The organism is Xanthomonas euvesicatoria (genome assembly GCF_013112235.1).
Lineage (GTDB): Bacteria > Pseudomonadota > Gammaproteobacteria > Xanthomonadales > Xanthomonadaceae > Xanthomonas > Xanthomonas euvesicatoria.
Genome location: NZ_JABFFS010000001.1, coordinates 387015 through 407666 on the forward strand (window position 1 = coordinate 387015; position 20652 = coordinate 407666).

General features: G+C 66.3%; 20 protein-coding genes and 1 other RNA gene. 10 read left to right on the forward strand and 11 right to left on the reverse strand.

All coding sequences use genetic code 11. The features are described from left to right. Positions 1-44: 44 nt before the first annotated feature. Positions 45-257 carry a hypothetical protein gene (locus HLH45_RS01565; protein ID WP_008577678.1) on the reverse strand — a complete coding sequence of 71 codons (213 nt, stop codon included), beginning with the start codon at positions 255-257 and terminating at the stop codon, positions 45-47. Positions 258-583: 326 nt separating this feature from the next. Here HLH45_RS01565 and HLH45_RS01570 point away from each other — a divergent pair, with 326 nt between their 5' ends. The 4 genes from HLH45_RS01570 to HLH45_RS01585 are packed head-to-tail and all read left to right on the forward strand — an operon-like array spanning position 584 to position 5331. Further along, entirely contained in the window at positions 584-1333 is a 750-nt protein-coding gene (locus HLH45_RS01570) for a DUF3348 domain-containing protein (RefSeq protein WP_014091172.1), read from the forward strand. Between the two features lie 10 nt (positions 1334-1343). After that, the gene (locus tag HLH45_RS01575; RefSeq protein ID WP_033479357.1) at positions 1344-4001 is read left to right on the forward strand and encodes a DUF802 domain-containing protein; all 2658 of its coding nucleotides are present in this window, start codon (positions 1344-1346) and stop codon (positions 3999-4001) included. Further along, a complete protein-coding gene (locus HLH45_RS01580; protein ID WP_008577671.1) occupies positions 3998-4669 on the forward strand; it encodes an OmpA family protein in 672 nt (223 codons plus the stop codon). Before HLH45_RS01575 ends, HLH45_RS01580 begins: the two co-directional genes overlap by 4 nt. Further along, positions 4666-5331, forward strand: coding sequence for a DUF2894 domain-containing protein (locus tag HLH45_RS01585; RefSeq protein WP_008577670.1), 666 nt, complete (start codon positions 4666-4668; stop codon positions 5329-5331). The genes HLH45_RS01580 and HLH45_RS01585 overlap by 4 nt, the downstream gene beginning before the upstream one ends. Positions 5332-5670: 339 nt before the next feature. Here the strand turns inward: HLH45_RS01585 and HLH45_RS01590 are convergent, their stop codons facing one another. From HLH45_RS01590 to HLH45_RS01605, 4 genes are all read right to left on the reverse strand, one after another. Beyond that, entirely contained in the window at positions 5671-7818 is a 2148-nt protein-coding gene (locus HLH45_RS01590) for a TonB-dependent siderophore receptor (RefSeq protein WP_008577666.1), read from the reverse strand. 83 nt (positions 7819-7901) lie between these two features. Further along, entirely contained in the window at positions 7902-9170 is a 1269-nt protein-coding gene (locus HLH45_RS01595; protein ID WP_008577664.1) for a DUF3526 domain-containing protein, read from the reverse strand. Then, positions 9170-10606, reverse strand: coding sequence for an ABC transporter permease (locus tag HLH45_RS01600; RefSeq protein WP_033479371.1), 1437 nt, complete (start codon positions 10604-10606; stop codon positions 9170-9172). The genes HLH45_RS01595 and HLH45_RS01600 overlap by 1 nt, the downstream gene beginning before the upstream one ends. A 10-nt stretch (positions 10607-10616) precedes the next feature. Beyond that, on the reverse strand, positions 10617-11339 hold the full coding sequence (locus HLH45_RS01605; RefSeq protein ID WP_008577661.1) for an ABC transporter ATP-binding protein: 723 nt from the start codon (positions 11337-11339) through the stop codon (positions 10617-10619). Between the two features lie 244 nt (positions 11340-11583). Between HLH45_RS01605 and HLH45_RS01610 the strand changes: the two genes are divergently transcribed. Continuing rightward, complete coding sequence (locus HLH45_RS01610; protein WP_008577659.1) at positions 11584-13437, forward strand: M14 family metallopeptidase; 1854 nt, start codon at positions 11584-11586, stop codon at positions 13435-13437. Between the two features lie 21 nt (positions 13438-13458). Here HLH45_RS01610 and HLH45_RS01615 read toward each other — a convergent pair whose 3' ends face one another. Beyond that, on the reverse strand, positions 13459-14403 hold the full coding sequence (locus HLH45_RS01615; RefSeq protein ID WP_046931884.1) for a LysR family transcriptional regulator: 945 nt from the start codon (positions 14401-14403) through the stop codon (positions 13459-13461). A 107-nt stretch (positions 14404-14510) separates the two neighbouring features. On the opposite strand from HLH45_RS01615, the gene HLH45_RS01620 reads away from it, so the two are divergent. The 3 genes from HLH45_RS01620 (at position 14511) to HLH45_RS01630 (ending at position 17190) form a co-directional block, all read left to right on the forward strand. Beyond that, positions 14511-14912: a Rid family hydrolase gene (locus tag HLH45_RS01620; RefSeq protein ID WP_033479355.1), complete on the forward strand. Its 402-nt coding sequence runs from the start codon at positions 14511-14513 to the stop codon at positions 14910-14912. A 462-nt stretch (positions 14913-15374) separates the two neighbouring features. Then, positions 15375-16112 carry a DNA/RNA non-specific endonuclease gene (locus HLH45_RS01625; protein WP_008577654.1) on the forward strand — a complete coding sequence of 246 codons (738 nt, stop codon included), beginning with the start codon at positions 15375-15377 and terminating at the stop codon, positions 16110-16112. 292 nt (positions 16113-16404) lie between these two features. Further along, entirely contained in the window at positions 16405-17190 is a 786-nt protein-coding gene (locus tag HLH45_RS01630; protein ID WP_008577653.1) for an alpha/beta fold hydrolase, read from the forward strand. Between the two features lie 51 nt (positions 17191-17241). On the opposite strand, the gene HLH45_RS01635 is transcribed toward HLH45_RS01630, so the two are convergent. Together HLH45_RS01635 and HLH45_RS01640 are read right to left on the reverse strand one after the other, a co-directional pair. Continuing rightward, positions 17242-17318, reverse strand: a non-coding RNA gene (locus HLH45_RS01635) — sX9 sRNA. Between the two features lie 60 nt (positions 17319-17378). Beyond that, positions 17379-18305: a LysR family transcriptional regulator gene (locus HLH45_RS01640; RefSeq protein ID WP_008577652.1), complete on the reverse strand. Its 927-nt coding sequence runs from the start codon at positions 18303-18305 to the stop codon at positions 17379-17381. Positions 18306-18437: 132 nt separating this feature from the next. Between HLH45_RS01640 and HLH45_RS01645 the strand changes: the two genes are divergently transcribed. Both HLH45_RS01645 and HLH45_RS01650 read left to right on the forward strand, forming a co-directional pair. Then, entirely contained in the window at positions 18438-19100 is a 663-nt protein-coding gene (locus HLH45_RS01645) for an FMN-dependent NADH-azoreductase (RefSeq protein ID WP_008577650.1), read from the forward strand. A gap of 3 nt (positions 19101-19103) precedes the next feature. After that, positions 19104-19388 carry a YciI family protein gene (locus tag HLH45_RS01650; protein WP_008577649.1) on the forward strand — a complete coding sequence of 95 codons (285 nt, stop codon included), beginning with the start codon at positions 19104-19106 and terminating at the stop codon, positions 19386-19388. A gap of 68 nt (positions 19389-19456) precedes the next feature. On the opposite strand, the gene HLH45_RS01655 is transcribed toward HLH45_RS01650, so the two are convergent. The 3 genes from HLH45_RS01655 to HLH45_RS01665 form a co-directional block, all read right to left on the reverse strand. Next, complete coding sequence (locus HLH45_RS01655; protein ID WP_008577647.1) at positions 19457-19828, reverse strand: hypothetical protein; 372 nt, start codon at positions 19826-19828, stop codon at positions 19457-19459. A 54-nt stretch (positions 19829-19882) separates the two neighbouring features. Further along, a complete protein-coding gene (locus HLH45_RS01660; protein WP_008577645.1) occupies positions 19883-20113 on the reverse strand; it encodes a DUF1653 domain-containing protein in 231 nt (76 codons plus the stop codon). 282 nt (positions 20114-20395) lie between these two features. After that, positions 20396-20578 (reverse strand): hypothetical protein, encoded by a 183-nt coding sequence (locus HLH45_RS01665; protein WP_008577644.1) that lies wholly within the window; start codon positions 20576-20578, stop codon positions 20396-20398. Positions 20579-20652: the final 74 nt, after the last annotated feature.

A 20652-nucleotide genomic window follows, 5' to 3' on the forward strand; every position in this document is an offset into this window, starting at 1 on the left:
CAGGCACCGCGCGCAGGCGTCGCCGCCCGCACGGACATGGGCAGTTACAGCAGTTGCGCGCGCTTGGTCGCGCCAAGCCCTTGTGCCAGTGAGGCCATTTCGTTGGCCAAGGCGACCATGTTGCCGCCGGCCTGCGCCGCGATGCCCATGATGCGCTGGTAGGCGTCCCAGAAGTCGGGCCCATTGCCATAGGCATCGTGGAACCCTTGCAGCTCCAAGACCAGCAGATCGGACACTTGCATGTCGGAGCGGTCCATTGTGTTACCTCGATGGGGTATTCCCCGGCCCGCAGCTTATACCCGTTCACCTTACAAAATCGAGTCAGCCGGATGGCCGGAGGCCTGGACCTGAATTGGTTAGAAAGCCTGGCGGATACTGCATGTCGGGCGTCTGGTTGGGGCTGCTTGCTGCCTCCTGAGTGCGCCGGTGGCTGGCAGCGCCGCAGGTCAGGCCGTCCGCCATACCCGGGCCTGCCGCCCGCCTCGGACCGGCTGAATGCCAGCACGCAAGCTTCCGGCAGCGTGCTCGCTGCTGCCGCCTGACGCGCCGACCGGCATGCGTTCCCGTGTAAAATGCCCGGTTTTTGACCGGAAGAATGGCGAAAGTTGCTCCACGGGCGCCCTTGTCGGGCCCGGCGTTCATTCGCCTGCTTGCTCGCCTCAGCGACGCGCACATCGCTCAGTCCAACCACGCGCTGGCCGACCGGCTGAGCCAGTGGATCGACTGGACGCGCGCGGTTGCCGTGTCCAAGGCGCTGGACGGCAAGCTGCCCGACACCGACGACCTGCCCGAACCGCGCCCGCTCGATGCGGAGGCTTGCGCACGCGTGCGCACCGGTCTTGCTGCCAGCAGCGTGACCGAGTTGGACGCGCTGGTTGTGCGCGTGCGTGCCGAGGCGCGCAACGCCGCGCTCGCAGACGCACCCGTCGCCGCGCCGGATTTCGCACCATTCCGGCAGCACTACTTGGCCATGCAACGCGCCATGCGTACCGCCACCGGCGATCTGCGCGGGCGCCTGCGCGACCTGCTCGCATTGGCCTCCACCGACATGGCGCGGTTGGCCGAAGTGGATGCGGTGATGGAGCTCACCCTGAGCCCGCGCGAGCAGAGCCTGTTGAACACCGTGCCGAGCCTGCTCGGCGCACATTTCGAACGCCTGCGCGATGCTGCACAGGCGCAGCACCGGCCGACCGATGACGATGCCGCGCCACGCGCGGTGCCCGATGGCTGGCTGGATGTCTTCCGCAAGGACATGCAGAGCGTGTTGCTCGCCGAACTGGATGTTCGTTTTCACCCGATCGAAGGCCTGCTTGCAGCGCTTCGTACCCGCTAACTGGGACGTCATGTTCAGAACTCTCGTACACGTGTGTGTGTTTCTCGTCGGCCTGCTGGCGGTTTGCTGGGTCGGCATCGGTTATCTCGGCTCCAACCCGCTCGGCGCCTGTGTCGCGGCGGTGATCGGTGCCTGCTATGTGGCCGGCGCGCTGGAGTTGTATCGCTACCGCCAGGCCACGGCGACGCTGGAAGCGGCAGTCGATGGGCTGGCCACGGCGCCTTCTGCCCTGGGCGATTGGCTACAAACTGTTCATCCTGGCCTGCGTAATGCGGTGCGCCTGCGTATCAAGGGCGAGCGCGTGGCGTTGCCGGCCCCGGTGCTGACGCCGTATCTGGTCGGCTTGCTGGTGTTGCTCGGCATGCTCGGCACCTTGCTCGGCATGATGGCCACGCTCAAGGGCACCGGCTTTGCATTGCAGAGCGCCACCGACCTGCAGGCCATTCGCGGCTCGCTCGCAGCACCGGTGGAAGGCCTGGCGTTCGCGTTCGGTACCTCCATCGCCGGTGTGGCGACATCGGCCATGCTGGGGTTGTTGTCGGCGCTGTGCCGGCGCGAGCGCCTGCAGGTGGTGCAACGGCTGGACCTGAAGATCGCTGCCGAACTGCACACGCATTCGGACGCGCACCGACGTGGCGAAGCATTCAAGCTGCAGCAGCAGCAAAGCGCCTTGATGCCAGCCTTGATCGACCAGCTGCAGACGCTGGTGCACAGCATCCAACAGCACAGCATGGCTGCCGAGCAGCGCCTGGCCGCCCAGCAAGCCGATTTCCAGGCCAAAAGCGAAGCGGCGTATGCGCGGCTGGCCACGGCCATGGAGCACGCGCTGCAAGCCGGTGTCGCCGAAAGCGCACGGGCGGTCGGTGCGGCATTGCAGCCGGCGATGGAAGCCACCATGGCCAGCATCGCACGCGATACCGCCGCATTGCAGGAACACGTCACGCAAGCCGTGCAGCAACAGCTGGACGGCATTACTCATGGCTTCCAGACCAGTGCCAGCACCACGGCGCAGCACTGGAGCACGGCATTGGCGGCGCAGGAACGCGCGCAGCAGACCCACAACGCGCAGTTGCAGACCGCGCTGGAACAGATTGCCGCGCACAGCGTAGCCGTGCAGGACAGCGTGAGCAGCGCCGTGCAGCAGCAGTTGCACGGCGTCAGTGCAGCCATCGAGCAGAACGCGCGCACGGCGACCGAGCACTGGCAGGTGGCATTGGCTGCGCAGGAACGCACCCAGGCCACGTTGGCCGAACAGTTGCAGGGCACACTGGAACAAATCGACCAGCGCAGCGTTGCCGTGCAGGACAGCGTCACCCAGGCCGTGCAGCAGCAATTGAGCGCACTCAACGATGGCTTTGCCAGCAGCACCGCGGCCAGCGCCGCCACCTGGGCGGCCGTGCTTGCCGAACAGCAACGTGCCACCGAAACGCACAGCGCGCAGTTGCACACCACCCTCGAACAACTGACGCAGCAGACCAGTGCCCTGCACGAAGGCGTGCAGCAGGCCGTGCAGCAGCAGCTGGACGGGTTGAGCAGCGGCTTCGAAGCCAGCACCGCCACGGCAGCGGCCACCTGGACGGCTGCGGTGGCCGAGCAGCAGCGCGCCAATCACACGCTCACCCAGGAGTTGCAGGACACGCTCACGCAATTTGCCAGCACCTTCGAGACACGCTCCGCCGCGTTGGTGGATGCGGTCTCGCAACGCATGCAGCAATCCAGCACCGACGCTGCCAATGCGTGGCGCGATGCACTGGCTCAGCAGCAAAACGCCAGCGCCACATTGTCCAGCCAGCACCACAGCGCACTTGCCGCCGCCACCGCCAGTTTCGAGGCGCATGCGGCGGCCCTGGTCGGCACCTTGCAGCAATCGCACACCGACCTGCAGGCGGCACTGGAAGCGCGCGACACCCAGCGCCTGGCGCTGTGGAGCGAGCGCTTCGGCGCGATGAGCACGGCCCTGACCGCACAATGGGAACAGACCGGCGAACGCGTCGCCCGGCAACAGCAGGCCATTTGCGACACCCTGGCCAGCACCGCCAGCGAGCTGTCCACGCAGGCGCAGGCGCAGGCCAGCGCGACGATCAGCGAAGTGTCGCGCCTGATGCAGATCGCCTCCGAAGCGCCCAAGGCCGCGGCCGATGTCGTGGCCGAGCTGCGCCAGTCGCTGTCCGAGAGCATGGTGCGCGACACCGCCATGCTGGAAGAACGCAGCAAGCTGCTTGCCACCCTGGACACCTTGCTCAACGCAGTCAATCACGCCTCCACCGAACAACGCGAAGCGGTGGATGCCTTGGTGACCACCTCGGCCGACCTGCTGCAGCGCGTGGGCAGCCAGCTCACCGAACAGATCGGCAGCGAAACCGGCAAGCTGGGCGCAGTGGCCGCGCATGTCAGCGGCAGCGCAGTGGAAGTGGCCAGCCTGGGCGAAGCGTTCGGCATGGCGGTGCAGTTGTTCAGCGGCGCCACCAGCGAGCTCAATGAGCGCCTGCAGCACGTTGCCACGGCACTCGATGCCTCGCTGGCACGCAGCGACGACCAACTTGCTTACTACGTGGCACAGGCGCGCGAAGTGGTCGACCTCAGCATGCTCTCGCAGAAGCAGATCATCGAAGAACTGCGCCAGCTCGATCGCGGGCGTGGCGAACCCGGCCAAGCAGAAACGGCATGAGCGACGAGATCGAAAGCGACGGCGAGCTGGGCACGCCCATCTGGGCGGCATTCGGCGACCTGATGTCGGTGTTGCTGGGCGCGTTCGTGCTGATCCTGGTCGGCGTGATCGGCGTGCAGTTGCAACTGTCCAGCCGCCTGGACGCGGAGGTCAAACAACGCCAGGCCGAAGCGCAACGTCGGCAGACGCTGGAACAGGCACTGGCCGCACCGTTGGCTGCCGGCCGCGTGACCCTGGTCGATGGCCGTATCGGCATTCGCGGCAATGTGCTGTTTGCGTTCAACTCCGACGAACTGCAGCCGGAAGGACGCGAGGTGTTGAAGTCGCTGGCCACGCCATTGACGCACTACCTGCGCGCGCGCGACGAGATCCTGATGGTCAGCGGATTTACCGACGACCGCCCGGTGCTGGGCGGCAATCGCCGCTACGCCGACAACTGGGAACTGTCCGCACAACGCGCACTCACGGTGACCCGTGCCTTGATCGCCGAAGGCGTGCCGGCGTCATCGGTGTTCGCCGCCGCATTCGGCTCGCAGCAACCGGTGGATTCCAACGCCGACGAAGCCCGTCGCGCGAAGAACCGCCGGGTGGAGATCGCGCCGATCGCGCGCCCGTCGTCGCGCGCAGGCGCATCGGCGCCGCCCGCAGCAACCGCCGCACCGCGATGAGCAAGCCGGCACTGCCCGCACGCGCGCAACTGGAGCGCTGGCGCAGCCAGGGCGCCGATCGGTTGGATCCGGTGCGCTTCCATCTGATGGAAGCGTTGGCAGCGCGTGCCGATGCGCAGGCCGATGCGGTGCGTGAGGTGCTGGACCACAAGCTCGGCGCGATGATCGATGGCTATGCGACAGCGCTGCAGCAGACAGCGCGTCGCCGTGCCGGGAGCCGGGCAGTGCCTTCCCCGACGCCGGCGTCGCCGCAGCCCAGCGCCTTGGGTGCGCTCACTGCGCAGATGGCCGGGCATGCGGCGCTGATGGAAGTGGACAGCCGCAAGACTGCCAGCGCAGATGCCATGCTGTTTCCGGAGCTGCCGGCGCTGGACGACTTTCGTCGCACCTGGACCACCGTGCGCACCGCCAGCCAGGTGCGGCAGTCGCTGCAGGATGCGCCCAAGGACGCCGGCCCGCTCAACTCCAGCGTGCTGGTGCATCGCTGCATCACGCTGATGCGCGAGCGCTCGCCGGGCTATCTGCAGCACTTTCTCGGCTATGTGGATGCGTTGTCATGGCTGGAGCAGCTGCACACCGGCGGCGCCTTGGCCAACGAGGAGGCTGCGCCGGCGACGCCGGGCAAGAAACGCAGCAAGAGTCCGTCGAAGCGACGCAGTTAGATCCTCGATCGGTCCGGATCTACGTCGGGCCGACTGACGCAGGCTCCGATCTCGGAGATGCAGCCCATCACCGCGTGTGGCAGGTCACCCGCCGTGAGCATGAGGTCACTGCACGCCTCTGGCTGCGAACCGCGCTGCACTTGCTCACGCGGCAGCGGCAGCTGCATGCAAGCGCACAACGATGTCCAGCAAGCACTCGCCGGCGCGTTGCAGTCACTCACTGCAGTCACGCCCGAGCGCGAAGCGTATTCAACTGGAACGTGGCGGCCGTCGGTAACGCTGGCATCCACCACATTGGCGCATGCGCCGATCGCCGCTTCGGCTGTCGTGGAGCATCGCTCAAAACCGCAATTGCGCACCTACCGTCCAACTCCGCGGCGCACCGGGATACACCCATTGCTCGCTGTACGAAAACGCCGCGTAACGGCGGTCGGTGAGGTTTTCCACCTTGGCATACAGGCGTAGCCTCTGGCTCAGATCGTAATGGCCAACCGCTCGCCACACGGTATAAGCCGGCAACACGAAATCGGTGTTGCTATCCACCGAGCCCAGCCGCTCGCCGGTGTGCAAGACGCCCACACCCAGCGCCGCGCTTCGTTTGCCGGTCAGCGGCTGCTCGTAGTTCAGGAACGCGTTACCGCTCAAACGCGGCACATTCGGAAACCGCCGGCCTTCAGCCAGCCCCGTACTGGCGGCAGCAGCACTGCTGCGCGTCACCTGCGAACCGGTATAGGCCAGGCCCACCGACGCGGCCAGGTGCGGGCTCAACCTGCCCAGCAGATCCAGCTCCACGCCCTGGCTGCGCATCTGGCCCACCGGCAGCGAAAAACTGGTGTCGGCCGGGTCCAGGCTCAACACGTTTTTCTTGTCGATGCGGAATGCGGCCACGGTGGCTTCCAGGCCATCGCCGGGCTGCACGTATTTCAAGCCGGTCTCCAGCGAGCGGCTTTTCTCAGGTGCAAAGCTTTGCCCGTTGGCGCCCACACCGCTGTTGGGGCGAAAACCCGCCGCCGCACTGGCGTACAGCGACAGCGCATCGTCGACATGGAAGGTCATGCCTGCACGCGGGCTCGCCACGCCGTCGGATGACCGCTGCGTGGTGCCGCGCAAGTGGTTGTCCAGGCCTTGCCGATAGTGGTCGTAGCGCAGGCCAAGCAAGGCCTTCCAGCGCGCGCCCAGGTCGATCTGGTCCTGCGCGTACACACCCCACACCTGCTGGCGTTCGTCGGTATCGGTGATGGTGGACAGCCGTCCTGGCTGTGCCAGGCCATAACGCGGCGCCAGCACATCGATGCTGTAGGGCGTGGCCGCGGAACGGGCGCGCTGCTGAAAGCGGCTGTCGTCGAAGCGATTGCCATCGATGCCGAACAACACATTGTGCGTGACCCTGCCGGCCTGAAGACTGCCAAGCACTTCTGCACGCGCTGCGATATCGCGGCCCTGGTAGTCGCGGTAGCGGCGTTCGCGGCGCAAGCTGCGCTGGTCGGCCTGCAGCGTCCAGGGCTCGGTGGAAAATCCGCGCATGCCACTGTCGCGGTAAGTCGCCCCACCCTGCACCGACCAGGTCTGATCCAGGCCGTGCACCACGAACAGCTGGTGCCCGGTGGATTGCAGGTCGATATCGCCATCGCGCGGCTCGCCCAGAAAGCGCGAGGCCGGCAGCCGGTTGGCATCGCCACCGATGGCCGTCACGCCACGATCGAAGGGCGTGTGGAGGCGCACCGCTTCCAGCTCATACGACACCGTCGTATCGGGCGTCGGCATCCACAACAGCGACGGCGCCAGCAAGGTGCTGTCGCTGTCGACGGTATCGCGAAAGCTGTGTTGATCCTTGTGCATCACATTCAAACGGTACGCCACGTTCTCGCTCAGCGGGCCGGTGCTATCGATGGCCGCGCGATAGCTGTCGAAGCGGCCTGCCGATACATCCACGCTGTGCTGCGGCTGAAACAGCGGCTTTTTGGTGACGATGTTGACGGCCCCGCCCGGCTCGCCGCGCCCGTACAACGCCGACGCCGGCCCCTTGATCACCTCGATGCTTTGCGTATTGGCCGCATCGCGCAGACCGTTGTAACCGCGGCTGGCATTGAAGCCGTTGACCATGTAATCCGAACTGAAATTCGGGTCGCCGGTGAAGCCGCGCATCGAATAGCTATCCCATAGCCCGCCCAGGTTGTTGGCCTTGGTGATGCCGCTGGCCAGCTCCAGTGCGCCAGCCAGATCGGTGACGCCTGCATCTTCGAGCAAGGTCCGGTCGAGTACCCGCGCACTGATCGGCAGGTCACGCAGCGGCGCATCGATCTTGGTGGCACCGGTAATGCTCAGCGCGCGGTACGGCGTGTACTGGCTGCGCACCTGCACCGCATCCAGGTCGCGCGCCTGCGACTGCGACTGCGCAGCCTGCGCGCAGGCAGTGCCGCAGGTGCAGGCCAGCAGGCTGAGCAAGGGCAGCGCGCGCAGCGTGCGGTGGCGCGAGAACACGGGCATCGGGCAGAACTCCTGAAGCGCCCCGGCGCAGTGCATCCGGGGCGCAAGTAAAAGACGCAAGGAAAGGTGAAACGCAGATACCGCTATGAAGCAGGGCCGGCCGTTGTTTCGAAGCGTGGCGCTCGCCCGAAATCGTCGCGCGTGAACGGCCGGTCGCGGAACAGATAGCCGTAGTAGAACGTGCGCAGCGCCCGGTGATAAGCGCGAATGCGATCCTGATAGGCCAGCTGTGCCTGCAGATCGGTGTCGGCCAGGCGCGTCAGCGCCGCCTGCAGCGCAACCGGGGGCAGCACGCTGGCCACGCGTTGCGCCAACGCTTGGCGACGCTGCAGCCCCTGGCGATACGCTGCCACCTGCGGCGCCACCTGCTGGTCGCCATTTTCATGAAATGCGAAGTACCACTTGTAGTGGAACGCCGTGGTCAGCGGCGCCGAGTCGGCCCATTGCCGATTGCGCGCGTAGAACGCCTGCATGGTGTCCTGGCGCGGAATGTCCCAGGCGTGGTTGACCGCCTCGCGCTGCAACCGCGCAATCTCGGTACCCTGGTTGACCGGCACTGCCTGATTGATTGCCACGTGCGCCAGCGCCGGCGCCACCAACGCCAGCACAACCCAGCAGGTAGCCAACGCCGTGGCATGCGCGGCAGGCCGCCACTGGAGGCGCCCGACCAGCACCGACAGCAGCACCCAGAACAACAGGTACGCACCGCCCAGTGCCAGCACCGCCAGTTGCTGCAACCACGGCACCGCATTGAACGTAGCGAACATGACGAACGGCACGCTCAGGCACACAAACACCGCCGCTGCGCGCACCACCACGCGCCGTACCAGCAGCGCAGCGCCCGCACCGGGCAGTGCGGCAAGCATGCGTGCACGCCCCGCTTCACGCTCGCCCGAACGCAGATCGAACAGCAGCGCGATCACGAACAGCGGCAGCAGGAACACCAGCACGAACGCGTAGTCGAAGCGGCCAGCCAATGCGAGCTCGGGGTTGTAGCTGTCCCCGTCATGGATCTGCGCTTCCAGCCCCAGCGCGCGCACGCGCAAGATATACGGCGAGACATCGCGCATGCCGACCGCCGCAAACGCCAGCGGCGATGGCGGGTCCCAGGTGGGGTGGAAGCTGTAATAAGCCGCGCTGCCGGCATCGTTGGAACGCGCCACATAGTCTTCTACCGCCGCGCTGTCTTCGCGCTGCAGCGCTGCAATCCTGGCGATGTTGTCGCGCTGCGTCGCCATCACATGTTGCCCGGACAGCAGGCTGCACACGGTGAGCAGCGCAAGCAACAGCAATCCGGCGAGCGCCGCACGTGCGCGTAGCAGCAACAGCAGTTCGTATTTCCACAGCACCATCAGCGCGCCACTCCCACACCTCGCCCGGCTGCCACCAGCATGCACAGCGCAGCAAGCAGCCAGGCCCCGATCAGGCCGAACGCCGCACCTGCCGTGCCGATCACCTCGGTCGCCGGCGCCGGCTGGAACGCAAACACCGGAATCTCATGCCAGTGCTCGGACGAAATCCGCTTGCGCCGATCGGCGCCTGCATCCTGGGCGGTGTCGTCGGCCATGCTGACCGCGTCGGCCTGCAGTTGGTTGAGCTGCTGCACCAGCGTGTAGCGGTAGTGCTCTGCCTGGGCCAGGAACCGCAGATGCGCGCGCAGGTCGGTTTCTGCCAGCGTCATCGACACCTCGCGCAGCGCCACCGTCGGGCTGAGCAAGGAAAACGCACGCACCAGCAGGTTCTGTTGCTGCTGGATGGATGCATCGCGGCCCGCATACCGCTCGAACAGGCTTGCGCTCAGCCGCTCGCCTTCCAGTGCCAGCAAGCCCTTGTAGTTCACCGGCAGGTCTTCCACGCGCTGCACGCCGTAATGGGCCAGCGTCTGCTGCTTGAATTGCGCAAAGTGCGGGTCGTCCGGATTGTGGCTGTCGCCGAGCGTGCGCAGGTCGCGCTGGATCGCCACATCGGTTTCCAACCGGGTCGGCAGGCGGTACGCGGCATTGGCCGCGTCCGGCGCCACGCGCGGTACAAGCAAGGCCAGCCACACCCATACCGCCAGCGACACCAACAGCGCATCGCGGCCGCGCCGGCACCGCATCGACACCGCCAGCACCAGCGCACACCACACCAACAGATACGCGCCATAGGCCAGCACCAGCAGCGCAACCAGCGGCGCTTGCCCTGGCAACAACGCGATGGGTGCCAGGCCGATCAAGGCCGGCAGCAGGCAGGCGCCGGCCACCGTCGCCAGCGCCAGATACTTGCCGCCAAGCAACTGCCGGCGCGTGGCGCCCTGCAACAACAGCGCGCGCAAGGTGCCGGTTTCCTGCTCGCGCGCCACCGCGCCATAGCCCAGGAAGACCAACATCAGCGGCGCCAGCACCTGCAGCACGAAGGCGGGCGTGAGCTGACCGAAACGCACCAGCAACGAGCTCTGACGCACATCGCCGAAATTGGCAGTGTTCTGGCGATGCCCTTCCAGAAACATGCTGTTACCGGTGAACGCATCCACGCCGGAATCGAATGCAGCCAGTGCCGGCAACGGGCGATAGATGAAATGGCCGTAGTGCACCACGCGGTGCGGATGCCGGTCCGGCTGCGCTTGGAACGCCTGCTGCGCTGCCTGTTGCTGCCGCGTGCGGAAATCGGCCACTTCGCGCTGGTGGTGCGCAGCGGTCAACGCCGCCACCAGGGTGAGCAACATCAGCAGCACCACACCGATGGCAGCGGACCGGTTGCGCGCCATATAGCGCAGTTCTTCGCGTGCGACCAGCAACACCGGACTCATACGTGCAGCCTCACGCAGCGCGATCCTGCGGGCGCGCGAAACGCGCATGCAGGGTGCGCACGTCGAAGCCGCTGTCGCCGGCACCGATCTCTTCGGCAATCCGGCCGTTTTCCAGAAACCCGATGCGGTCGGCCACATCCACCGCACCGAGCAGATCGTGGGTGACCATCAGCACCGCGGCGCCGCGTTCGCGCACGCTGCCGACCAGGCGATTGAAGTCGGCGATGGCGCGCGGATCCAGCCCGGAGGTGGGCTCGTCCAGCAGCAGCACCGGCACCTCGCGCAATGTGGCCACGGCAATGGCCACCTTCTGCCGCATGCCCTTGGAGAACCCTGCCAGCCGTTGCGCCCAGGCATCGCGCTGCAGGCCAGCGGCCGCAAATGCCTCGCCAATGGCGGCCTGGCTGCGGCGCTGGCCGGCCAGGGCAAGCAGATAGTCGGCATTTTCCAATGCGCTCAGATGCTCGTAGAGCGCCACGTTTTCCGGCAGATAGGCCAAGCGCGCGCGCGCCTTGCCGGGGTCGGCGACCGGGTCCACGGCGTCCACGCGCAGGCTGCCGGAGACGGGTTTGACGAAGCCCAGCAACGTGGACAGCGTGGACGACTTGCCGGCGCCATTGCCGCCCAGCAAGGCGTAGACGCTGCCGGGCGCGACGCCGAGGTTCAGCCCCTGCAGCACCGCGCGGCCACGGTAGGCCACGTGCAGGTTGGAGATTGAAATCGCGTGGGTCATTGAAGAATTGAAGGGCGTGGACACAGACATATCAGGAAATGATACGTTATCACATTGCTTGAACCGCCAGCATCCGCTCGCCGCCGCGGATAGAGGCGTGGACGTCACTGACGAACCGCCGCGCCGCGCATCGCGCCTGCGGCCAGCGCCTTGCGGCGTGAGCATCCAGCCAGGCGCCTGCGCCGACACGGCTGACCCGCACGAGCAGACACCGTCGCCCACCACTCGAGACCTTCACACCCCAATGACCTTCGAAACGCGCAGCTGTCATCCGCCCGATGCTTTCCATGACTTCGACCGCCACGCTCCCGCTGACGCCAAGGCCTGCAACACCGCGCGCGGCACCCGACGCCTCGCCAACGGGCTGGCCATCGCACTGTTCGCTGCCGCACAGCTCAACGCGCAGACCATCGATACCAGTGCCCCGTTGCCGCCGGTCCGCGCGTGGCACGGTGCCAGCGAAGCATTGATCGTGGCACCGGACGATCCATGGATGACGCCGGCCGAGCGCAGCGATTTCGCCAGCACGCCCAGCTACGCGCAAACGCGCGCGTGGTTGCAACGGCTGGTTGCTGCTTCGCCGCTGCTGTCGCTGGAGGTGTTCGGCAAGACCAGCGAAGGGCGCGATCTGCTGCTGGTACGCGCACGCAAGGGCAAGCCCGGCAAACCGGTCGTGCTGGCACAGGCCGGCATCCATGGCGGCGAGATCGATGGCAAGGACGCCGGCCTGATGCTGCTGCGCGATATTGCACAACGCGGCAAGGACGATCTGCTGGACGAGGTCGATTTCGTGTTCGTGCCCATCCTCAACAGCGATGGGCACGAACAACGCGGCCCGCTCATCGGCGCCGCATTGCGCGGCCCGCAGCAGATGGGCTGGAATACCACCACGCGCGGCATCAACCTCAATCGCGACTATCTCAACCTGGAAGCGCCGGAGACGCGCGCGGTCGTCAGGCTGCTGCATACGCTCGACCCCGCCTTGTATATCGACCTGCATGTCAGCGGCGGGCTCGATCATCAGTACGACATCACCTTCACCTTCGCCGGCTGGGGCACCTACGCGCGCTCGCGCGCCACGGCCGGTTGGCTGCAGCAGCGCTTCACGCCAGCCGTCGACGCCGCACTGCGCCGCCAGGGTCATGAACCTGCGATCTACCCCAGCCTGATCGACGAAGACGCGCCGCGCTCGGGCTTGCGCTATTCGCCCGAAGGCCCGCGTTATTCCACCGGCTATGGCGACTTCGCCGGCATCCCCACCGTGCTGGTGGAAAACCACCGCCTGAAGTCGTACCGGCAACGCGTGCTCGGCGATTACGTGCTGCTGGAAGAAGCCCTGCGCGTGGTCGGCCGCGATGCACACGCCATCGATGCCGCCAAGCGTGCCGATCGCGCGGCGCGCCCGCAGGAATTGATGGTGGCGTGGGAACGCCTGCCGCAGCCGATCGACCATATTCCGTTCAAGGGCGTGACCTACACCCGCGCCCTGTCGCCGGTGTCCGGCCGGCCGGAATTGCGCTGGGAAGGCCGCGACGAAACCTGGACGATGCCGGTGATCGGCTACCGGCAGACGCAGGCGGTGCAGTACCCGGTGGCGTGGTGGATTCCGCCCGGCAACGACGATGTGCTCGCCTTGCTCGATGCGCATGGCATCGGCTACGACCGTCTGCAACAGCCGGCCCGGCGCGCGGTGCAGCAGATACGCATCAGCAAGACCGGCAGCGATCAGGTTCCGCACACCCACGACGTCGAAGAAGTCTTTCCCGCCGGCAGCGTCCGCGTGCCGGCCGATCAACCGATGCGCATGTTGGCCGCCGCCTTGCTGGAACCGCGCAGCAGCGATTCGCTGCTGGCCAGCGGACGTTTCCGCCATGCCGGCAGCCCCGACAGCGGGCTGTATGCCACCGAGCTGGTTGAATTCAGCGAACGCGTGTTTCGCAGCGATGCCGCGTTACGTAGCGCGTTCGAGCAAAAACTGGCCAACGATGCGGCGTTCCGCGCCGATGGCGATGCGCGCCTGCAGTGGATTTATGCACGTTCGCCCTATGCAGCGATCAGCGGCTGGCGGTATCCGGTGCGGCGCGAAGTGAGGCAATAGCGCCGCGCATCCCTGTGGCGCTCACCGCGGTGCGGGCGCCATCACTGGCGCATGCTCGGCCATCAGCGCAATCACCCAATCGATGAACACGCGCAGCTTGGCGCTGACATGGCGGTTGGGTGGGAAGGCGATCGACAGCGGCATCGCTTCCAGCTGCCAGTCCTGAAAGATCGGCACCAGTTCGCCGCTGGCGACATGCGCGTTGGCCATATACACCGGCAGCCACAGCACACCCATGCCGGCCAGACCGGCGGCCAGATAGGCATTGCCATCGTCGGCGGCCACCACGTGGCGACCATGCACGCGCACCGCCTCGTTGCCGCGTTGCATCACATACGGCACGGTTGTGCTGCTGCCCCAGCGCATGAAGCCGACGCAACGATGCCGTGTATTTTCCAGCTCGGTTGGATGCGTCGGGGTGCCGAGCCGCTGCAGGTAATCGGGCGCTGCGTACACGCCGGCCTGCAGGTCGCCCACGTGACGCGCGATCAGCGACTGGTCGGTGATGGTGCCGCCGCGTATCACGCAATCGACGTTTTCGCCGATCAGATCCACGCGGCGGTCACTCACGCCCATATCCAGCTGGATCTCCGGATAACGCGCATGGAATGCCGGCAACGCCGGCATCAGGATCAGCCGCGCCAACGGGCTGGGCACGTCCACGCGCAGGCGCCCGCGTGGCAAGCTGGCTGCAACCGACAGGCTGGTTTCGGCATCGTCCAGGTCTGCCAGCAGGCGCAGCACGCGCTCGTAATAGGCCGCGCCATCGGCAGTGACCTGCACCCGGCGCGTGGTGCGATTGAGCAGCTTAACCCGCAGGCGCGCTTCCAGTTGCTGCACCAGCTGGGTCACGCTGGCGCGGCTCATGTCCAGGTGTTCGGCCGCCTTGGTGAAACTGCCGGTCTCGACCACGCGCGCAAACGCCTGCATTGCATCGAATCGATCCACCACTGCTCCCGCGGCCAAGATTGTTTGGATTCTACAAACAGTGTTGGTCGATGCTGCCGATTTATCGCAACTGCAGACCCGCCTAACGTGTGCCTTCGTTCTGATGCACTTCGATGGAGAGCCACATGGCCACACGCGACGTCGTTTTCCCGCAGGGGCGCCACGCCCTGTACGAGCGCCACCATTACTCGCCGGCGGTACGCGCCGATGACCTGCTGTTTGTCGCCGGCCAGGTCGGCAGCCGCGAGGACGGCTCGCCCGAGCCCGGGCTGGACGCGGAAATTGCCCGCGCCTTCGTCAACCTGGATGCCGTCCTTGCCGCGGCCGGCTGCACTTCGCAGGATGTGGTCGACGTCACCTTGTTCATGGTCAACCCCGAGGTGGTGTTCGAGGCAATGTGGGACAAGTGGGTCAGCTACTGGGGCCCGGCCCCCTACCCCACCGTCACCGCGGTCGGCGTGACCTGGCTGGCCGGCTTCCAGTTTGAGATCAAGGTGGTGGTCAAGCTGCCGGCGAAGGCTGCATAACACCTCCCATTGCCTGCGCGGTAGTCATCGCGCCATCCCGCCTGCAGCAGATCTGCACCTGCGCAACGCAACCAGCGCGCGCAGGCGCGCGTCTCGCATTCGATCGGCCACGCCTGGCTTGCCAGCGCGTGGCGTTGCCTGTGTCCACGCCGCGCAACGTGCCCACCGCACCCCTGTCAGATCTCTAAAGATCAGCGAAGAAGATCGCCGAGAGCATCAGCCTCATCAACGGCATCGCCTCCAGACCGAATGCCAAGCGTCTGGCTACACGCCGAAACAAGATCTGGGCGACCGCACGCTGCTCGGGCCCAAGTCACCAACAAGCAACATTCGTATGCGATAGCTGTAGCGCTCGCCATGCCGCGAGCCCTCTGTTCCCCTGGCGCGTTGTCCAACGTCGATGTGCTGACGCATCGCGGCGGCGGCTTCGTGCGTCCGATGATTTCAAGGAGATTGACTTCCATGCGCTTGAAGACCTTTTTCGTCGTTGTGCTTCTCACCACCTTCAGCGCCGCCGCACAGGCGCAGCTGGTAACCCTCAACAAGGGCGGCTATACGCTGACGTACGACTGCACCAACCGCACCGCACTGCGCTACGAATACGTGCTGCAGGCCGACACGGGCTCGGCTGCACGCCCGTCCAGCTTCAATCTGGATACCGAATTGCCCAGCGGCTGTGCCGGCCAGACCTCCACGGCCTCGTATGCCAGCGTGCGTTCCGGCTATGACCGCGGCCATCTGGTGACCTCCAACCACATGGACTACAACGCGACCTACATCCGCCGCGCCAACCTCATGAGCAACATCGTGCCGCAGGTGGCCAGCTTCAATCAGGGCATCTGGGTACAGGCAGAGAACGTGGCCGAGTGCTATCGCGATATCGCCAGCGTGCAGGTTTACGGCGGCGTGATCTACAGCGACACCAGCAACGATTACTTCCTCAGCAGCCACGGCATCCGCACGCCGGATTTCTTCTGGAAGACCATCATCACCGCCAACCCGGGCGGCGGTTCGCGCGCCATCAGCTGGCTGATTCCCAATAGCGCCAACCTGGGTGCGTTGGACAGCTATATCGTCAGCATCGACGAACTCGAAGACCTCTACGGCGCCAGCACCATCGGCATCAGCGCACCGGCGGCTGTCAAAGCCATGCTGCCGTCCACCACCTGGCCGCAGCCGAGCAATTGCGATCTGGGTTGAGTCGCGCTGCATCCACGGCATGTCGCCCAGCCCGGCCTGTGCCGGGTTGGGTCACGGCACGGCGGGCACTGGCTGCGTGGCGCCGCGCCGCCTGCGTGACAGCCTGCGCGCGGCTCGACATCTCCATCGCAGAGCCGGCGTGCCGGTGGAATGGACTGCGGTCCCGCGGGCGCCAGCCATGTGTCAGGTGTGTCAGCGCTGCCACATTTATTGGCGAGGTCTGCGCTGTTTTGACGGCCAACGGCCGACATATGCTTGATCGCACTCTCGCTCCCCTCTTGCGATCACGCTCATGCCATCCCCCTTGTCTGCCAACGCCGGCCTCGCCTTGCTGAGCGCCCTGTCGATCTTCGCTGCCAGCCCGGCAACCGCCGCACCTGTGCAGAGCCTGCCTACCATCGTGCTGGTGCATGGCGCATTTGCCGATGGCTCCAGCTGGTCTGGCGTGATCGAGGCGTTACAGCGCCAGGGCTATCACGTCACTGCAGTGCAGAATCCGCTCACCTCGCTGGCCGACGACGTCGCCGCGACCCGCCGCGTGCTGGAGCGACAACCTGGCGACGTGCTGCTGGTCGGGCACTCCTGGGGCGGCGCGGTGGTGACCGAATCGGGCAACGCCGACAACGTCAAGGGCATCGTCTATCTGTCGGCCCTGGTACCCGATACCGGCGAGTCGGTCGGCACGCTGCTGGCACGCCTGAAAGCGCCGATGGAAGGCCTGCAGCCGGATGCGCAGGGCCTGGTCTGGCTCGACGACGCGGCGACCTACCAGCACGTGATGGCCGCCGATGTGCCGCTGGCCAAGGTCAGGCAGCTTGCCGCCGTCCAGCAGCCGATGACCGCCGCCGCGTTCGGCGACGCGGTCTCGCAGGCCGCGTGGCATCGCAAACCGACGTGGTACCTGATCACCGACAACGACAATGCGTTGCGTCCGGATGTGCAGCGCGCCATCGCCAAGCAGATCGGTGCCACCAGTACCACCATCGCATCCAGCCATCTTTCGCTGGTTGCGCAGCCCGCCAAGGTGGCCGAGTTCATCGCACGTGCCGCGCGTACCATCGGTACGCCATCGCGGTGAGCACCAACACGAACCTGGCCTGTCGCGGCGGCCCTTGCATGCGCTCAGGTCGGCTAACAAAACGTAGCGAGCAGTCGTCCGGCGGGTGCGGACGGCGCGCTCGGAACCGCAGTGTACGAGTGGTATATGCCGATTCCGGGCAGCGGCCGCGCCCGCCTGGCGCTGCACAGTCGTTTTGTTCGCTGCGCTTAGCCTGATACCTCGTGTTCGGCGCTCTCCAGCACCGCAGGCAGGACGTCGACCAGGAACTCGATCAAGGCGCGCACGCCTGGCGCCAGTCCGCGACGCGAGGGATACACGGCGTGTAGTTGATGCACCGGCAACGTGTGGTCGCCCAATAGCACCACCAGTTCGCCACGGGCGATGCTGCCCCTGCACAGGGCCAGCGGCAACTGCGCCACGCCCATGCCGGCCAGCGCAGCGTGGTGCAGCAGCTCGACATCCTCGGTGAACAGGCGCGAACGGTAGTCCACCAGTTCGCTGGTGCCTTGCGGGCTGGTGAGCCGCCACCGGGGCGGCTCGCCATTGACGCCACGCGGGCCCATTCCCAGTACCTCATGCAGTGCCGCCGCAGAGGCGAACGGCCCATGCGCGTGCACGAACCCGGGGCTTGCCACCAACGCCTGCCGGCTGACGCCGAACGAGCGCAGGATCAAGCCGGAATCGTCCAGGCTCGAACGCACCCGTATCGCCACGTCGATGCCTTCGGCAATCAGTTCCACCCGTCGACTGGTCAGCTCCAGATCGACCTGCACATCCGGATGCGCCAACAAAAACCGCGGCAAGAGCTTGGCCAGAAACAGATGCGCCACACCGGTCGGGCAGCTCACGCGGATCCGGCCGGAGGGATGCTGCGTGGCGCGCTCGGCCACATCCAGCGCCCATTGCGCCGAGCGGGTGATGGATTTGCAGTGCGTATAGAACTCGGCACCGACCTCGGTGAGGCTGACCGCACGGGTTGAACGCTGCAACAGCCGCACGCCCAGGCGTTGCTCCAGATCTGCCACCCGCCGACTGACCTTGGAGCGGGGAAACCCCAACGCGCGACCGGCCGCCGAGAAGCTGCCGTGGTCGACCACTGCCACCAGCAGCGCGAAGTCGTTGAGGTCTTCCATCTGAATCCAACCCCACGCAAGGAGGCCGTCATTGTCCTGCCAGGCAGGACAGTTTGTCATCCGCCAGCGGCCTACCTGCGCCCGAGGGCGCTTCGTAGAGTGCCGCCACCGACCACAGCACACGAGCCCACCATGCGCTTGCTCCATCTCGATTCCAGCATCCTGACCGACACGTCGGTCTCCCGCCAGCTCACCGCCCAGGTGGTGCAGGACCTGCACGCAGCGATTGACGATCTACACGCCACCTATCGCGACCTTGCCGCGGTTCCCATCGCGCACCTTTCCGGCGCGATTGCTGCCGGCTTCCGCCCGCTGCCGCAACCAGCCAGCGACGCGGCATTGGTGGCCGAACATGCATTGTCCGAGCAACTGGTGGACGAATTCCTCGCCAGCGACATCGTGGTGATCGGCGCGCCGATGTACAACTTTTCGGTGCCGACCCAACTCAAGGCCTGGATCGATCGCATCGCCCAGCCCGGCCGTACGTTTCGTTATACCGCTAACGGGCCCGAAGGCCTGGCCGGCGGCAAGCAGCTGATCGTGGCGTCCTCGCGCGGGGGCATGTACACGCAAGGGCCGATGGCCTCACTGGATTTTCAGGAGGCGTATCTGACCGCAACGTTCGGCTTTCTGGGCGTGCGCGACGTGCACTTCGTGCGCGCGGAAAATCAGTCGCGTGGTCCGGAGCCGGCCGCGGCCGCATTGATCAGTGCGCAGGCCTCCATTGCCGATGTCGTGCGCAGTGTCGGGCGCGGGGTCGGGCGCGGGGTCGCGCGCGCGCGCGTGGAGGCCTGAGCCATGTTGCATCTCATCACCCTCACCTATCGCGTCGCCCCGCCGGCACTGGCCGCACATCTGGACGCCCACAAGCAGTGGTTGCGGGAGCACATCGACACGGGGCTGTTCCTCGCGGCCGGCCCATCGGCCGATGGTCTTGGCGGCATCGTGCTAGCCCACCACACCGATGCGTCGGCACTGGATCGGGTTGTGGCGCAAGACCCGTTCGTGCTGCATCAGTTGGTGGATGTCGGCATACGCCGTTTCGAGCCAGCACTGCGCGCCAAAGGGTTTTTGCCCGGTTGAACGAGACCATGCCGGTGGAATGCGACGCCGCGGTCAGGGCATTCGTCGTAGCGACACAGGCGTCGTTGTCAATCGAGACCTGCAGGCGTGTCGACGCTTGCAGGCCGGGGCGCGGGGCCGCTTGCCGCAAACCACGCAGCGTACGGGGTGTTCTTGACCAGATGCCGGTTGAAATCCTTGGCACCATCGGTCCACCACACCGCGCCGCGTTCACCCAAGGCGACCTTGGCTGCATCGACCGCACCGCGCGCGGCCAACAGGCGTTGTGCATCGTCGTCGCGCTTGGCGGCCTTGACCGCGCGTCGCGCATCCATGAGTGCACTGACCAACGCGGCACGCACCTCTTCGCTCAGGTGCGGGTTGCTGGTGCGCCACAGGCGCTCTCGCACGATGAGGTAACGGCCGTCGGGCGTCGTGAGGGGCGTGGTCGCGGCAGTCATCGCGCGCTCAAGGCCAGGCGTACGGTTGCCGCATCGCGGCAGTGCGCGCGGCACTCACTCCACGCGTTCGAAGCGAGCGCGGGCAACACCGTCCACCTCGACCTGCTCGACGAACATCGCATACGGGCGCACCCACAACCCGATATCGCGCTCCAGTGGCCGATACAGCACCAGCGGCTCCAGGGTTTCGCTGCTGCGCACCACACCGAGCACCTCATAGCGGCCGCCTTTGAAATGACGGTACTCGCCCAGTGCGATGGAAGGTAACGGCGGCAGGGTGTCCATGGCGGTATCAACGCGATCGAAAGGCCCTGGAGTTTAGGACCGCACGCAATGTGTGGCGAGCCGGCTTGTGTTGACGCTGGCCGCCGGCGGTCGATGACGGACATCCACACGCCTTGCATTCTCGGCAGGCCGGGTCCGCCGTGTCGCTGGCGCCTGCCTTGAAAGAGGCGCACCGGCCGCCACTGCAGCGACGGCCATGGCACCTCGCGCCGTCGACAGCATCGGGGCCTGTCGTGCGCCGTCGGGGCTCGCCGCAATCGCGTGCGTCCCGCAGAGCCAACCTCAGGTGTCCTCTTCGTCCTCTTCGTCCTCATCCAGTTCGTCCTCGATGCTGTCGTCGTCATCGATTTCGCTGTCCTGCGCAGGCCCGTCCTGCAGCAGATCCTCATTCTTGCCCGGCGCCTTGACGCCGTTGGGTGGCGTCGGGTCGTCGATACCCCGGTTGGCATTCTGGTTGTTGCCCATGGTCAGCTCCCGCGGCAGAAGACCGCCTGCCCACCCTCCTCCCGGCCCTGTGATGCGCACGTGTGCCGCACCCA